The sequence below is a fragment of the Streptomyces sp. SP18BB07 genome, assembly GCF_036322545.1.
Taxonomy (GTDB): Bacteria; Actinomycetota; Actinomycetes; order Streptomycetales; family Streptomycetaceae; genus Streptomyces; species Streptomyces deccanensis.
Genome location: NZ_JAQYWT010000354.1, coordinates 35,584 through 49,011, shown reverse-complemented (window position 1 = coordinate 49,011; position 13,428 = coordinate 35,584). Strand labels below are relative to the sequence as shown.

General features: G+C 68.1%; 18 protein-coding genes. All 18 read right to left on the bottom strand.

From position 1 onward, the window contains the following. Positions 1–103 precede the first annotated feature (103 nt). Positions 104–316, bottom strand: coding sequence for a hypothetical protein (locus PUR53_RS36115; RefSeq protein ID WP_329911081.1), 213 nt, complete (start codon positions 314–316; stop codon positions 104–106). Positions 317–322: 6 nt separating this feature from the next. Beyond that, positions 323–601, bottom strand: a complete 279-nt coding sequence (locus PUR53_RS48405) for a thermonuclease family protein (protein ID WP_443080404.1) — start codon at positions 599–601, stop codon at positions 323–325. Positions 602–680: 79 nt separating this feature from the next. Next, a complete protein-coding gene (locus PUR53_RS36110; protein ID WP_329911079.1) occupies positions 681–3,125 on the bottom strand; it encodes a phage portal protein in 2,445 nt (814 codons plus the stop codon). Further along, positions 3,125–3,478: a hypothetical protein gene (locus PUR53_RS36105; RefSeq protein WP_329911078.1), complete on the bottom strand. Its 354-nt coding sequence runs from the start codon at positions 3,476–3,478 to the stop codon at positions 3,125–3,127. The genes PUR53_RS36110 and PUR53_RS36105 overlap by 1 nt, the downstream gene beginning before the upstream one ends. A gap of 41 nt (positions 3,479–3,519) precedes the next feature. Then, the gene (locus PUR53_RS36100) at positions 3,520–4,026 is read right to left on the bottom strand and encodes a hypothetical protein (RefSeq protein ID WP_329911077.1); all 507 of its coding nucleotides are present in this window, start codon (positions 4,024–4,026) and stop codon (positions 3,520–3,522) included. Positions 4,027–4,101: 75 nt separating this feature from the next. Continuing rightward, the gene (locus PUR53_RS36095) at positions 4,102–4,563 is read right to left on the bottom strand and encodes an NUDIX hydrolase (RefSeq protein WP_329911075.1); all 462 of its coding nucleotides are present in this window, start codon (positions 4,561–4,563) and stop codon (positions 4,102–4,104) included. Positions 4,564–4,611: 48 nt separating this feature from the next. Next, positions 4,612–5,223 carry an AAA family ATPase gene (locus tag PUR53_RS36090; RefSeq protein ID WP_329911073.1) on the bottom strand — a complete coding sequence of 204 codons (612 nt, stop codon included), beginning with the start codon at positions 5,221–5,223 and terminating at the stop codon, positions 4,612–4,614. Further along, complete coding sequence (locus PUR53_RS36085; protein WP_329911071.1) at positions 5,145–6,002, bottom strand: hypothetical protein; 858 nt, start codon at positions 6,000–6,002, stop codon at positions 5,145–5,147. Before PUR53_RS36085 ends, PUR53_RS36090 begins: the two co-directional genes overlap by 79 nt. Positions 6,003–6,068: 66 nt before the next feature. After that, positions 6,069–6,782, bottom strand: coding sequence for a hypothetical protein (locus PUR53_RS36080; RefSeq protein ID WP_329911070.1), 714 nt, complete (start codon positions 6,780–6,782; stop codon positions 6,069–6,071). A gap of 61 nt (positions 6,783–6,843) precedes the next feature. Beyond that, entirely contained in the window at positions 6,844–7,839 is a 996-nt protein-coding gene (locus tag PUR53_RS36075) for a radical SAM protein (RefSeq protein ID WP_329911068.1), read from the bottom strand. Positions 7,840–7,855: 16 nt separating this feature from the next. Then, positions 7,856–8,848, bottom strand: a complete 993-nt coding sequence (locus PUR53_RS36070; RefSeq protein ID WP_329911067.1) for a CPBP family glutamic-type intramembrane protease — start codon at positions 8,846–8,848, stop codon at positions 7,856–7,858. Positions 8,849–8,987: 139 nt separating this feature from the next. Next, the gene (locus PUR53_RS36065; protein WP_329911066.1) at positions 8,988–9,653 is read right to left on the bottom strand and encodes a hypothetical protein; all 666 of its coding nucleotides are present in this window, start codon (positions 9,651–9,653) and stop codon (positions 8,988–8,990) included. 12 nt (positions 9,654–9,665) lie between these two features. Beyond that, positions 9,666–10,016 carry a hypothetical protein gene (locus PUR53_RS36060; RefSeq protein WP_329911065.1) on the bottom strand — a complete coding sequence of 117 codons (351 nt, stop codon included), beginning with the start codon at positions 10,014–10,016 and terminating at the stop codon, positions 9,666–9,668. Between the two features lie 145 nt (positions 10,017–10,161). After that, entirely contained in the window at positions 10,162–10,677 is a 516-nt protein-coding gene (locus tag PUR53_RS36055; protein WP_329911063.1) for an NUDIX hydrolase, read from the bottom strand. Between the two features lie 83 nt (positions 10,678–10,760). Beyond that, a complete protein-coding gene (locus PUR53_RS36050) occupies positions 10,761–11,426 on the bottom strand; it encodes a hypothetical protein (RefSeq protein ID WP_329911062.1) in 666 nt (221 codons plus the stop codon). Between the two features lie 32 nt (positions 11,427–11,458). Further along, a complete protein-coding gene (locus PUR53_RS36045; protein ID WP_329911061.1) occupies positions 11,459–11,809 on the bottom strand; it encodes an ATP-binding protein in 351 nt (116 codons plus the stop codon). Positions 11,810–11,928: 119 nt separating this feature from the next. Continuing rightward, positions 11,929–12,357: a DUF6415 family natural product biosynthesis protein gene (locus tag PUR53_RS36040; protein ID WP_329911060.1), complete on the bottom strand. Its 429-nt coding sequence runs from the start codon at positions 12,355–12,357 to the stop codon at positions 11,929–11,931. Next, positions 12,354–12,773 carry an ATP-binding protein gene (locus PUR53_RS36035; protein WP_329911059.1) on the bottom strand — a complete coding sequence of 140 codons (420 nt, stop codon included), beginning with the start codon at positions 12,771–12,773 and terminating at the stop codon, positions 12,354–12,356. Before PUR53_RS36035 ends, PUR53_RS36040 begins: the two co-directional genes overlap by 4 nt. Positions 12,774–13,428: the final 655 nt, after the last annotated feature.

Here is a 13,428-nt window from a genome sequence, read left to right as displayed (position 1 = left end):
GCGCGGACCATGCACACCACAGGTGGTTAGCGTCGCGGGCTACCGTCCGCGTCACAGATCAAGATCGTTCTTGCACAATTGTGCAAGGGCTCCGCCCGGCCGCCTACATGGTCTCGGTGAGGATGTGGAGGGCGAACCACCCGGAGAATCCGAACCAGCCGACGGCGAAGACGGCTCTGCCGACTCTGCTGCTGCGTGTGCGGAAAAGGCGGCGGACGTTCTCGGAAAGGGTGTCGTCGTCGCGCTTGTTGGCGAGGGCGATGCCCTCGGCGACGGCGAAGGCGAGGCTCCAGGCGATCCATACGGTGGCCCACATGACGGATTACTCCTTCGGTTGGGGGAGGGGGCGGGGGCCAGTGCCGTCGTACGGGGCGGCGTGGCCGGCGTCGAGGAGGTCGGTGTTCAGGCATGCGCCGTCAGCGGTTGTGATGGTGGCGAGCCAACGGCCGTACTTCTCTTTGCGGTGGGTCTCGACCACCAGCTCGGCGGGGGCGTGATGGTCGAGCCAGTCGGTGACCCACGCGTTGGCGGCCTTGCCTTCGGGGGTGTTCTTCTCCGGGGTGTTGAGGCCTCGGAGGCGGACGCGCTGACGGACGCGGATGCCGAAGCCGAGATCTATGTCGAGGTCGAGGGTGTCGGCGTCGACCAGGCGCTCGACGGTGGCGGGGTAGGTGTTCAGGTCAGCTCACCTCCTCGTCCGTGTCGTAGTGGAGGCGGCATCGGCAGTTGATCGTGAGGGCGATCGGCGCGAACGGGTCGCCGGGGTAGCGGAGGCTGGCGCCGTCGACGGTGTACGGGGTGCCGACGGGTAGCGTCTTGCCGTGCAGGGCCTTGTGTGCGGGCCGTACGCGGGTGTCCCTGCGGCTGACCCAGGTCCGGACGACGCCGGGGCCGGCGTTCTCCGCCGCGGCGTCTGCGGCGCCGTTGATGGTCGCCACGGCGCAGGCCTCAGCGACGCGGGCTATCAGAGCGGGCTCTGCGGACGTGTAGAACTCGATGACAGCGGCTTCGAGGTCCGCGACGGTTCTGGCGTCGTTCTGGGCGGCGCGGAGGACTTCGGCGAGTTCGGCGAGGAAGACGGTGATGGCTTCGCCCGCGTACGCCGCGGTGATGATGGCGGCCGCGGCCGCGGACGGGGGAACTGTGTCCGTGCCGGTGAGGGCCTGCCCGACCTTGCGGGCGGTGGCGACTGCGGCGTTCTGCAGGATCGGAGCGAGGGTCTGGCTGGTCTCCTCGGCCCAGCGGGCGGCGCTGACAACGCGGCCTTGGTCGAGGTCGGCGTCGACGTGCCGGGTGTCGTTGTCGTTCTCGGGCTCCCAGTACCGCGTGTACTTGCGGAGTTTCGGTGCGCGGAGCCGGGCGAGTATGACGCCTTCCTGACGTGCCAGAAGGGCGGTGATGGCGGCGGCCACGGCCATGGAGAGCGCGTCGAAGTCGTCGTCGGTGACTTCGTATCCGTCGTCCTGGGGCAGGGCCTTGGCTTCGAGCTGGCCGCGGGCGGTTGCGACGTCTTCGGCGGCCTCGCCGGGAAGTGCCGCGGCTTGGGTGTCGCGAGCGTGGGCCACGTCGGCGGCTGCGGCTCCTGGGCCAGGGGTGGTGACCGCCGCTCGGGCTGCGGCAACAGCTTCAGTGGCCGTCTCCGTCGAGCCGGCGGGTTGTGCTCGGGCCGCTGCGACATCGTCCGCAGCGCTCGGGCCGGCGTCCAGGGCGCGCGCGGCCGCCACGTCTGAGGCCGCGGTTTCGGGTGCGCTGCCCTCGGGGAGCGGGGCGCCGGAGAGGGGGGCACCGGGCATGCCTCCGGCAGCCGGGTCGGGTCCGAGACCGAGCGCTGCGGCGTCCTGCGGGTTGGCCGGCACGGGGGCCTTCTGCGGGCTGATCCACAGGGCACGGGACTGCGGGACACCGAAGGGCTTCCGGTTGGCGATCTCCCGGTACTCGTCGATGGTGATGAGGCCCGCCTCGAACTCCTTACGGGCCTCCTCGCGGACCTGGCGGCGGGGGAACTCCAGCGCCTGGACGCGGGAGGTGTCGAACCGGACGATCCACTCGTCATCCAAGTCCGGGTCGAACCCGGAAGCGATCAGGTTCAGGTGGGGGAGCTCCGTGTGGTCCCAGAACGTCCACTCTTCGCGGTCGGCGTTGGCGTAGGTGCGCTCGGAGGCGTTGCCAACGATGGACTCCGGGACGCCGAACGCAGCCAGAATCTCGCCCTTGGCGGTGCTGGACAGCGTCTCGTAGGCCATCTCTCGTGGCCGGGCGGAGGTGTCGACGTAGGTGACGCCTCCGGGGCCGGTGCCGACGAGGGTGAGCTGCCCGGCGTTGTGCGCGCCGGGGGCCAGGCGCTTCTGGATGCGCTCGACTTCTCGCTGGTCGACGCCATCGAGGTCGATACCGACGATGCCGCCGGGGCGGCCGTCGTTGTCGATGAAGCTGATGTTGTACGTGCGGGCCTTGACGTCGAGGTCGATGGACAGGCCCGCGGCCTCGAGCGGAGTGACGCCACAGAAGGGGTCGAGCGGGTGCGGGTCGCGAATCCAGATGACGTGCTTCGGCATCAGCTCCCGGACTTGACCGGCGTAGTTCGTGAACTCGAAGTGTTTGACGTAGTCGGCGTTCTGGTCGTCCGGGATGATCTGGACGCGGTCCGGTGGGAGCAGATCGAGGCGTACGAGAGTGCCGCCGCGGCTGTAGGTCTTCTCGATGAACACGCCCTTCTTGGACAGAAGGAGTTGCGCGCTCAGCCGCTTCTTGAAGACGTCGCCGGTCTCCAGCGGGTTGGCCTTCTTGTTGAGCAGCTTCAGCAGGGGGTGCTCGTCGAGGGTCTCCTCGAAGCGGCGTTCGTCGCCTCCGCGGCCGATCTGGATGGGGAGTGTGCTGGCGTGCTTGCTGATGGCCTCGATGGACTTGAAGGTCCAGATCGATCGCTCGTAGCCCTCGACGATGACGCGTTCCATGTCCCAGCCGTCCGCGCGGCCGGGGGTGCCCCACACGTTGGTGACGCCGGCGTACGTCATCGACACGTAGGCGTTGCCCGCGAGGAGATCCTTTGTCTCTGCAGGCGGTGGAGGCGCGGCGGTGCGCGGGGCGAGGAGGCCCCGGAGGGCGGGGAAGAACTGTCGAGGCATCAGGCAGCCCCCTCGTGCCCAGGCTCACGGGTGGCGAGCCACATGCCGACGAGAGCGACCGCGAAGGACACGCCGATCCAGCCCAGAGGGATGCACAGGACGAACGCGCAGCCGGTGAGTCCGCCGTATCCGGCGATGCAGGCTACGGCGCGCGCGACGTGGGCCCAGCGTGGTGCGTCTGCCTTCGGGCGGATGAGGATGCCTGTGGCGAGGAGGCCGGCCGTCGCGGCAGAGAGTCCGGCCGCCCAGTGGAGTGCGCCCAACGCCATGAGGACGCCGAGCAGGCCGAACGCGGTGAGGAACAGGCCGGCGGCTTCACGCGCGAGCGCCCAGGAGGTTCGCTGAGTAGTCACGCCGCGCACCTTGGAGAGCGGGCGGCGTTAGTGTCGCGTGGTCAGCGAGGGGGGCGGGAGACTCCGGACGTGTAGGCGATGATGCCGCGGCGCTGGATGCGGCCACCGGGGACGACACGGGCGTTCTTCGGAGGGGTGGGGATCTTCCTCTTGGCACGGGTGCTCTGGTCTCCGCCGATCAAGTGCCGGTTGTCGACCTTCGCGGAGCAGTCCTGCCCGGTGACCTCGTCGTACGGGCGGCGGCAGGCCTTGCAGTAGACCTCGAGCGCGTCTATCCGTTGGCCCCCGACCGCCTTGAAGCTCCCGCGGTAGTCGGCCGTCTTCGCGATCCGCGGGGTGACCACGATCTCCGCGGCAACCACCCACACGTGGGAGAGGTCAGGCTTCTCGTCCTCCGCAGGAGGGGCAGGGGGGCCTTCAGGGTCGGACTCTACGAGTGTCTGGGTCTCGGTCACGGGCGCGGTCTCCGAGGCGAGCCAGACGAACAGAGACTCCTGCAGGTGCGACCTGCCGGTCTCGGGCGAAAGGGGAGCTGTCGCGGTCGTCACCGTTCCTCCGGAGCGCAGTGGGGTTGACGTAACCGCAAACCCCTTTACTGCCCCAACGTCAGCGGCTCTGTTCTGTTACACGTCCCGCTCGTTACGGTCCTCGTTCCAGCCGTGTACGGAGAACGGTTCGTCCTTGATCCAGTGACTGATTCCGAGGGCGTTGTACGGCACGGTGTTGTCGGGGAGCCTGTCCGGCTGGTGCCAGGACAGGCCTGCGCACTTCTCCTCTTCGGCGTTGTACGGCTCGCCCTCCCAGTGGGTGGCGGTGAGGAACCAGCCGGTACGGACTTCGCCCTCGGGGTTCCGGTACTGCATGACGTGGACGATTCGGAGCGCTGCCAGAGGGACGGTGACACCGACTTCCTCCAGGACTTCTCGGGCGGCGGCCTGGAGGACGTTCTCCTCCTCGCTGTCGACCTTGCCGGAGGGGAGGTTGAGCAAGCCGTCGGCGTACCCGGTGTCCTTCCGCTCCGCGAGCAGGATCCGCCCGCCCCTCTCCAGGATGACCATGACGTCGGTGATGGTGCGCAAAGGCATGGGGTCCCTTCCCGTGGTGCTACTGAAGGGACCGACCCTAGTGGTCAGTCAGATGGTGATGAGCCCCCGTTGGTCAACCTGTGCGGCAACCCACTGGACACGCTCGTCGATGGAGAGGCCGAGCGGCATTTCGAGGATCGGCACGCCGGTGCGCTTGCACGCGTCGAGGATGGCGCGGTCGGCTTCGTCCTGGAGGCTCAGCACCTTCTCGCGCATGCGGTCTCCGCCGGCCTTCTGGTCGTACTTGTCACGGCAGTACACCACGGCGTCGTACGCGAGCGGCATCCAGGCTCGGCACAGGGACTCTGCGGAGGCCAGGACGCTGCCGACGCCGGGTTCGGACGGGTCGAGGACCAGGCGGGCCAGGGCGAGGACGTTGGCGGGGGTCTTGTCCGTGATCAGGAGCTGGTGGTGCCGGGCAGCGCGGAGGGGGACGGTGAGGTGCTGGGCGAGGAGGTCGAGTTCGGCGACCAGGTCGAAGTTCCCCTCCTCGTGCAGGACGATGGCCTCCATGAAGGGGCTGGTGCGGGCGGGCTCGCCGGTGCACGTCGCGCCGATGGACTGGCCGCGGTAGTGGGCGGTCAGCGCGTGGACGAGCGTCGTCTTGCCGGCTGCCTGGGTGCCTTCGACGGCGATAACGGCGCACTCTCGGATGGGCACGGGTCCTCCAGAAGTCGGGTGAAGGTGGGGTGTTCGAGCCAGGACCAGGCGCCTTGGGCGTGCTCGGCGAGGGCTCGGTTGACGTTGAAGCCGTCCGCCGGCCAGTGGCCGACTCCGGCGGTCCGGGCGGCGACGTAGGCCGTGGAGAGGGAGTGGCGCAGGTTCAGGACGCTGACGCGTTCGCGTCCTTCGGCGTCGCCGTCCTCGGTCCAGCGGCGGTGGAGCGCGGGCATGGAGGCGCTGCGCAGTTCGGGCTGTGTCACATCGAGCCCGAGTTCGGTGCACACGTCGACCAGCCGGCGGGATGTGCCGGTGAGGATGTGGCCGGCGTCGTAGCGCGTGTCCAGGTAGCGGGCGGTGTCCTCGTCGCTGTCCTGGCGGCGCTGCATCCACTGGGCACGCGCGTAAGTGAGCGCGGGGAGGGCTCCGTCGGGGGCGTTGGCCGCGAGGACGGCGAGGTCCGAGCAGAACTGATGCCCGGTGATGAAGTCGGCGCTCTCGGCGGCGGTCTCCACCGTCTGCGCGGCCAGCGTCACGAGGGCGTCCATCTCCCCGGGGTCGTCGACGTACACGGCGGTGTACTCGAACGGCACCGTGGTGACGTCGGCCGGGGTGTCTGAGGGAAGGTCGAGCCAGGTGATGCTGAAGCAGAACGGCTTGTTGCCGTTCTTGATCCGGTAGTTCTTGGTCCACTCCGCGTCGATGGAGGCGATGCGGACCTGCCCTGAGCGGCGCCGGGGTGGCTGCATGGGGCGTACGAGACTGCTGGTGGTGATCATTGTTCCCTGCCGGTTGAGCGGGGCCGCGCGCCGGGTGCGGCGGCCCCGCTGGACGCTACTGCGTCGTCAGGTCCGTACGCTGCCGAAGAGGTTGGGCAGCACGTCCCAGGCGACGGCTTCCATGGCGTCTCGGATGTGCAGCTCTCCGTCCCAGTGCAGGCGATCGGTCACCTTGCCGCCGAGGAGCGCGGTGGTGAGCGCCGACGACAGCGCGCTGCCGGCCATGAACTCGGTGACGGTCTCGGGCATCGCGCCGAACACCAGCTTGTCGCAGGCCTTCTGCGCGTCGTCCTGCTGCTGGCAGCCCAGGAATTCGGGCACTGGCACCAGGCCGTGGTCCTGAGCGGTTGTGGAGATCAGACCGAAGGGCCCGAGGTCGTAGCCGGTATCAACGCAGAGCGCCACGCCCTTCTCCCGTACGGTGCGGTCGCGCCACGCTGCGGTCACGGCCTCGATGCCGGGCAGGCGCGCTGCGCCGTTGGGTCGGGGCATCTGGTTCAGGACGTGGAGATCGTCCGCGCCGTTGTGCCAGGAGATGACGGAGGCTTCGCGCCGCGCCTGTATCAGGGTGGTGTCGATCTCGGTGAGGATCGCCTCGTTCTCGCCCTCGGCGCTGGGTACCAAGGTGCGGTAGCCGAAGTGGATGAGCGGAGCGGAGACCGGCATGGTCTTGGTGCGGTGGACCCGCATGACGACCACCGCGGCCCCCATGATCACGGGCTCCGTCGAGTCGCCCCACAGTACGGACAGTGCGGCGAGCCACTGGCCTTGCTTCTGCACGGGGTTCGTTGTCGACCCGAACGGTGTCTGAGGCCATCCCAGGTTCGTCAGTTGCCGCATCTCACGCGCCCTGGGCAGTCGGCACGCCCTGGGGGACCGTGTGGATGGAGAGCCCCAGGTACTTCTGGAGGTGGTTCTTCTTGAAGCGGTACCGCTTCCAGATCTCGGTGATCGGCTCCTCCAGGACGTTGCCCAGCGGCTCCCAGAGGTCTTTCGCGTCGTACACGGGCCAGGCCCGAGCGATCCCGTTGGGCTCGATCACGATCATGTGGCCCTCGTTTTCGGGGGTCCACGTGGTCAGGCGCAGGGCCGGCGACCACATGTGCTCAGAGCGCAGCCGCTTCAGTTGCGCGAACTCCGTCTCCGCTTCGTCGTGGGAGATGAACTCGTGCTCGGGCAGCTTCAGCGCGTTGCCCTTGCGCAGGGGCAGGATGAACTTCACTTTGCCCGCGTTGAGGACGTCGGCGATCTGGACCGTGAACGGCAGCACAGACAGCGTCGAGCGGTACACGACGGCGGACAGCGCCAAGGGGATGCCCTCGGCCATGAGTGCCCGAACGCCGGCCATCTGCTTGTCGTAGTCGCCGCGTACGCGGTTCGTCGTCGCCCGTGGACCTTCCAGGCCGATGTTGGCGAAGGCGATCTTCCCGGCGATGTTGCGGGCGTGGTCCAGGCCGTGTGTGGCGTTCGTGGGCACGGCGAGGATGTGGTCTCTGTGGTACATGTCCACGATCTCGGCGAAGTCTTTACGCATCAGAGGCTCACCACCGGAGAGGAAGACCCGGTGCACGCCGGCGAGGTTCCGGCGCATCTGGTCGAGCTGGTCCAGCGAGGGGTCGGGCAGCTGCAGGGTTTCGGAGCAGAACGAGCAGTCGAAGTCACAGCGTTTGGTGACCTGGAGGATCACCGACAAGGGGACCGTGGATGCGGTCACGGCCGCATCGAGTTCGAAGTCCTCACCGGTGTCGAAGTGGTGCCCGTTGAACGCGAACCCGATGCCGCTTCCGAGGTCACGGCGTCGCTGGGCCGGTACTCCGGGCATTCCGAGATTCGTCATGTGCGTCTCCTTTTCGTCAGGTGGTGCGGGTGCGCGCGGGTGATCGCTGTGCGACGCCCGCGACGGTCGCCAGGACGAGGAACAAGCTGGCCACGGTGGCGTACGGGGCTGGCGCAAACCACTTGGGCAGCACGTAGCCGAGGTTGTACGTGGCATGTCCGATCACGAGCGGCAGGAAGGTCCCGTACCGCCGGTACAGCCAGACGTGGCCTGCGGCGAAGGCGGCCATGGCGACGGCGGCCAGCCCCATGTATGCGTGCAGCAGTGCCTCGATCAGGCAGATGCTGCTGTAGATCTGCCAGGCGGGTCGCCGCGCGGCAGCCAGAAGCGTGGCGGTGGCGGCCACGATCACGATCTCCTCGATGGCCACCGTCGCGACGAACTTCAGGGCGACGGCTGCGGGATCGTCGGCGTTGAGCGCGGCGCGCTGGTCAAGGCCCACGGCCCATGCGCCTTCAAGACCGACGTAGCGGAGCGCCTGCTCGATCGAGCTGCCCAGGACGGCGCCCGCGAGGCAGATCAGGAACGCCCACGACGTGACCCTCCACGTCTGGGCCCGCTGCTCGACGTTCGCCACGCGGAAGCCGGGCCGGGTCGGGCAGCCGTGTTTCCGGCATACCTCGATAGCCAGCCACGCCAGTGTGCAGCCGTACACGGCCGTTCCGAGATTCATGGCGAGCACGCTGGACGACGGGGTTGTTGTGTAGACGAAGGCTGTGCCGCCCAGAGCCACGAGCAGGCGGTACACCAGGCGCTGCCGGGGCAGGATATGAGGCATGCGGCCTGCGAGAACCCAGGCCATCCAGACCGCGACGACGAGCACGGCGCCGAATCGGACGGCGTCGGCGAACCGTTCCGCGGCGTTCGAGGCGTTCACGGTCGTCACGGCCTGGGCCACGGACATGCAGGACGCGAGGGCCAACAGCCCGCCTGCTGGTATGAGCAGTTGAACCAGATGGGATGGCTCGTCGACCGCGGGTGCTAAGGCCGGCGAAGCTGGTTGCTTCATGATCTCGTTTCTCTCGATTGGCGCCGAACGGAGCTGTGAGTGCCCTCCGGTTGGCTCACGTCGGGCGACAGCGGGCCAACCGGAGGACGGGGCCCGTCTCCTGCCTTGCCGGGGGAGTCACAGGAGACGGGGTGGGGGGCTAGCTGAGGGGTTGCGCAGCGTTACCCGCGCGGTGCCGGTCCTGCCACGTCGCAATGGGCTGATCAGTGACGGCGAAGAGCAGGTGCAGCGAGTGCCCCGGCGCGGCGGGTGTCTCCACCTCGTGCTGGACGTGCTTGGGCAGGATCAGCACGTCGCCGGCCCGCATGACGATCTCGTCGGGAGACCTGCTCCGGTCTGGCCACAGCCGCCACCGCTTGGCGCCTCGCATCTGCACGATCACACCGAGCCACGCATCTTCGTGCGCGCCGAGGTTGCTGTCACCGGTACGGGACTCGTACGCCGTACAGATCACGTGCCGACGCAGCAGGCCAGCCAGCTGCACCTCGGCCAGGCTGAACCAGCCGTTGCTGCGGACGCCCAGACTCTCGTAGACGCGCGTCCTAGGGCGCTTCTCATAGGCTCGGGCCGCCGCACGCGTGTCGGTCTCGCGCTCGAAGTCCTGGCCATTGATCAGGGCGACCGTCTGCTCTACGTCTTTCTCCTCGCCCACTGGCAGCGGAAGGCCTTCGACCCACGAGGGCTCGAACGCACGCTGTACATGGGCCAGATGTCCGTCCCCTGATGATCCGATCCGGGGCAACGCCGCGGAGCCGAGGCGGGCCAGGAAGGCGAAGGCAATTGGATGTTCAGTGCTTGTTTCCATGATCTGGTTCCCCTACATCACGTAGAGGTGGAAGGGCCTGCCCTCGTGATAGCCGGTAACGCAGTCGCTGGCACTGGGCTGCTCGGCGTAGGTGGTGAATGACTCGTCCGAGAGGCAAACGGTCTGAGTGTCGTGCAGTACGTCGCTGAGGGTGACTTCGCGCAGGGGCGTCGGGTGCAGCTCTATGACGCGCCGCTCGGGGTCGACCTTCTGAACGAGCATTTCGCCCTCTTCGAGGGGGAGCCCCTGCGGCGCGTAGAGGAGCTTGAAGTCTCCGTCGACGCCGTGCTCCTGAATTACCGCCGTCAGTCGGCTCATCAGGTCGGTGTGCCGCTCCACCAGTGTGGGGGAGGCCTGGGGCATGTCCTTCTCCTTTTGTGTTCTTCGGGTGCTCGGCACTTGCGCCTGCGCCGAGGGCTTTGCGCCGCCTGACGATCCGGGCTGAGAAGAGCAACCGGACCGCCAGGCGGCCGTCTACGTGGCTGGGGGTGCCGTCAGGGGCGGAGACTCATACAGCGCCGACGGGGACCGGCCGACCTTCCACGAGGAATGCGGGGTGCCGGGAGGGGTCTTCGAGCGCCGCGACGGCAGCCCGGACACGTCGCTCGGTGTGCCCCCCGGCAAGCTCGCTCAGCTGGTCCAGCGGGACGAACTCGTACCCGATCAGCTCTGGCTCCTCGCCCGGCGGCGGCTCGGGCAGAACGATCACTGCGTTGCTCGGCACGGTGCCGCCGTCGAAAACGAGGTTCAGCCCCTCCGTCACGCTGGTCTCCTCGTTGCGGGGAACGTAATCCACCACGAGAAGCCGCCCCGGTGTGAAGACCAGGCCCGTTTCCTCACTCACCTCGCGCCCGCACGCCAGGTGCGGCGCCTCGTCTCCATGCGCGCAGCCGCCGGGCAGCCCAAAGGTTCCGTTCTTGTAGCCCTTCTGCATCATGAGCACCGCCCCGGTCTCGTCCCGGATGACGGCGAGCGCCCCCGTACGACGGCGGGGTGGATTCGTAAAGTCGGTGTCCCCGTGCATGCCTGTCCTCACAGTCTGGATTGAGTGGCCGGGTCCCCCGGCCGGGGGGCTCAGGGGTGCCGCGGCCCTGGGCTCGGGCGGCGTCATAGGCGCGCTGCCGTGGCACCGGTCGCTGCACGACGAGCGTCTTCCGCCGCCATCACCCGCAGCTCATTCATGGACACCGGAGTGACGCCGTGGAGGCTGACCGCGGTGAAGCTGGCCAGCGTCCACCGGATCTTCTCGTCGTTGACGGATACGTACGTGAGGTCGCCTGGCCGTCCTTCGGGGATCGGGAGCGGCTTCAGGGTTTCCCTGTCGTAGACCTCGCCGGCCACGCCCCACAGCGGGCTGTAGTCCACGAGCGCGGCGGCCCACCCCCGCCCAAGGGGCGGGCAGTTCTCGATCGCCTCGACCGCGCAGGGCGCATGCAGAGGGGGCGCGGCCGTGGTTTCCCCTTCGAGGATCGGGGTGTCGCCCCCCAGCAGGTGAAGGGTGGGTTCGTCGGCGCCTGGGCCGAGGACCGTCAGGCCGCATATCTGGCACAGGCTGTACCGCATCGCCCGCTTCTGCCGGGGCGAGTTGACCCCGCGGAAGTTCGGGGTGCCGCAGCCCTGGGCGAGGGCGGAGCGCACCCACAGCGCCTCGTGGCGACGGTCAGTCACCGGGTTCTCGTCCTCGAATCCGATGCCCTCGCCACCACGCCCGATTCTGCGGACGACTTTCGGCTGGCGAACGGCTTCCGCATCCCACGCCGTGACGTACGGCACGTGAATGCCACGCCAGTAGAACTGTTGTTGAGTCACGCGTCCACCGGTCCAGGGGGGAGCACGGCCCGTACGGTCTTGCTGACCGATTCGTGTGGCAAGTACCGGCTGACCTGGGCACCCAGGCGGGCGACGTGCCACAGGCCACGCCCCTTTTCCCCTCGTGCTGCTTCCTCGAAGTCAGGGAAGGACGGGTTGAGGTCGGACACGTCGATGAGGAGGTCACCGGCCTCGTTGACAGCCGTGCGCAGATCGATCCGCCGCCGGTGCGGGGGCACCTCGTCGGGCATACCGTGCCGCACGCCGTTGTCCAGGAGCCGACTGACGACTTCTACAGCTCGCAGGACATCGCCGTGCCATTGCAGCGCGGTGATCGCGGTCCGCATCCACATACGGCCCGCGCGAACGGCAGAAAGGTCGCCAGGAAGTTGCGCCGAGAGACTGCGGACAATCGGTGACTCGGTCGCCCGTTCGTCACACGGCCGGATCGGGAGCGGTGGCACAGTCACGCCTCCTCCTTGATGCACCCGATCACGCCCAGATGCTCGTGCAACTCGTTGACGGACCAGGCCATCAGCCGGACGTGCCCAACGGCTTTCCGGTAGTCGCCGGGCATCTCCCGACTACGCATCGCCCGCGCACGTTTGATCAGGTCTGCGGCCTTCGTGTTGCCGTGCTCGGCCTGGGTGGCGACGGCGATGTGGACGAGCCTCATTGAGTGGCCGCGGAGCCTTTCAGCGAGTTCTTCGAGACGCTCCTCGGGCGGCATGACGTCGTCCACCACAGCGCTCACGTCTTCGAGGAGGGCGTCGCCGTCGTACGGCTTCCACTTCGCGAGCTTGTTCTTGACGTCTTCGAGAGCTGCACGGTCCAGGGGCGGGGGAGTAGCTGGTTCCACCGGGAGTGGCCAGTGGAGTGCAGTAGGGGCCGTCACGGTCGCTCCTCGGGCACAGCGAGGCAGCACCAGGTTTGCGCGCCGGCGTCGCTGGTTCCCCAGCTTCCACCGTGCTGCTGAGCCAGGGCCTCGACGAGGATCAGACCCCGCCCGGATTCGGCGTTGTCGTCCGCGATTTTGAGCTCGCATCTGCTCGGCCTGCCGTCGCAGACAGCGATACGGAGGAACCCGCCCTCGACGGCGAGGCTCAGCCGGATCTCCGTGGTGCCGCTGTGCAACAGCGCGTTGGTGATCAGTTCCGAGACGATCAGCATCGTGTCGTCGATCAGCTCTTCGAGGCCGCGGTGTCTCAGACGTGCGGCAGCGATCCGGCGCATCACCCCTACTCGGTTGGCATCCTCCGCACGAGGCGGGGCTTCACCGAGGGGAGGGACGACCTTGAAGCGCTCGTCCATCACGTTGCTCTCACGGTGGGGAACCGTGCGAGGCGTCTGTACGGCAGTCGTCGTCATCACGTCCTCTGGGGGGAGTGCAGGACGGCCCGGACGGCGGACACGCGCCTGCACGCTGGAGTTCGTTCCGCGGGCGCGAGCCGGTCAGTCAGCACGATGCCGAACGTCCTGACGCACTGGAGAAGCCGCTGCAGATTCAGGCTCCCGGGCCGCAGGCGGTCGCCGTCGCCGTCGCCGACTAACGCCTCCCTCGCCGAAAGGGCCGTGCTCGGCGCTGTAGCCGTACCCATTGACTCCTCCTCGTCGCGACCCGAGTACATAGCGTTGTGCGGCGAGGGAGGTTGTGACTATGCCGTCGATATGCCTTCTGAGTGCCCTTTCGAGTGGCACGATGACGCGGCTGTGACTTCTTCTTGCCTTCTGGCAAGCGGCAGTTCCAAAGGGAGGCCACTGCGGTATCCCATGGAGGGGAACCGATTCCGTGGAGGGGACGGGGACATGGACGAGGGTCGGCGTACGGTGCTGTTCCTGCTGGCCACCAGACGGGGTATCCGCTCCCATCAGGCCTTCAGCAACGAATACACGCGTGTCGCTGGGCAGTTACGGACAGAGGGACACGTCGTTCCTCCGGCTCCGGCAGCGCGCCAGTGGGAGCGCA

Excerpts from the sequence above, each read along its gene's own strand:
- PUR53_RS36045 (WP_329911061.1), bottom strand. The coding sequence starts at position 11,809 with ATGCGGACCGCGATCACCGCGCTGCAATGGCACGGCGATGTCCTGCGA.
- PUR53_RS36085 (WP_329911071.1), bottom strand. The coding sequence starts at position 6,002 with ATGATCACCACCAGCAGTCTCGTACGCCCCATGCAGCCACCCCGGCGC.
- PUR53_RS36095 (WP_329911075.1), bottom strand. The coding sequence starts at position 4,563 with ATGCCTTTGCGCACCATCACCGACGTCATGGTCATCCTGGAGAGGGGC.
- PUR53_RS36075 (WP_329911068.1), bottom strand. The coding sequence starts at position 7,839 with ATGACGAATCTCGGAATGCCCGGAGTACCGGCCCAGCGACGCCGTGAC.
- PUR53_RS36070 (WP_329911067.1), bottom strand. The coding sequence starts at position 8,848 with ATGAAGCAACCAGCTTCGCCGGCCTTAGCACCCGCGGTCGACGAGCCA.
- PUR53_RS36110 (WP_329911079.1), bottom strand. The coding sequence starts at position 3,125 with ATGCCTCGACAGTTCTTCCCCGCCCTCCGGGGCCTCCTCGCCCCGCGC.
- PUR53_RS36115 (WP_329911081.1), bottom strand. The coding sequence starts at position 316 with ATGTGGGCCACCGTATGGATCGCCTGGAGCCTCGCCTTCGCCGTCGCC.
- PUR53_RS36035 (WP_329911059.1), bottom strand. The coding sequence starts at position 12,773 with ATGGACGAGCGCTTCAAGGTCGTCCCTCCCCTCGGTGAAGCCCCGCCT.
- PUR53_RS36060 (WP_329911065.1), bottom strand. The coding sequence starts at position 10,016 with ATGCCCCAGGCCTCCCCCACACTGGTGGAGCGGCACACCGACCTGATG.
- PUR53_RS36065 (WP_329911066.1), bottom strand. The coding sequence starts at position 9,653 with ATGGAAACAAGCACTGAACATCCAATTGCCTTCGCCTTCCTGGCCCGC.
- PUR53_RS36055 (WP_329911063.1), bottom strand. The coding sequence starts at position 10,677 with ATGCACGGGGACACCGACTTTACGAATCCACCCCGCCGTCGTACGGGG.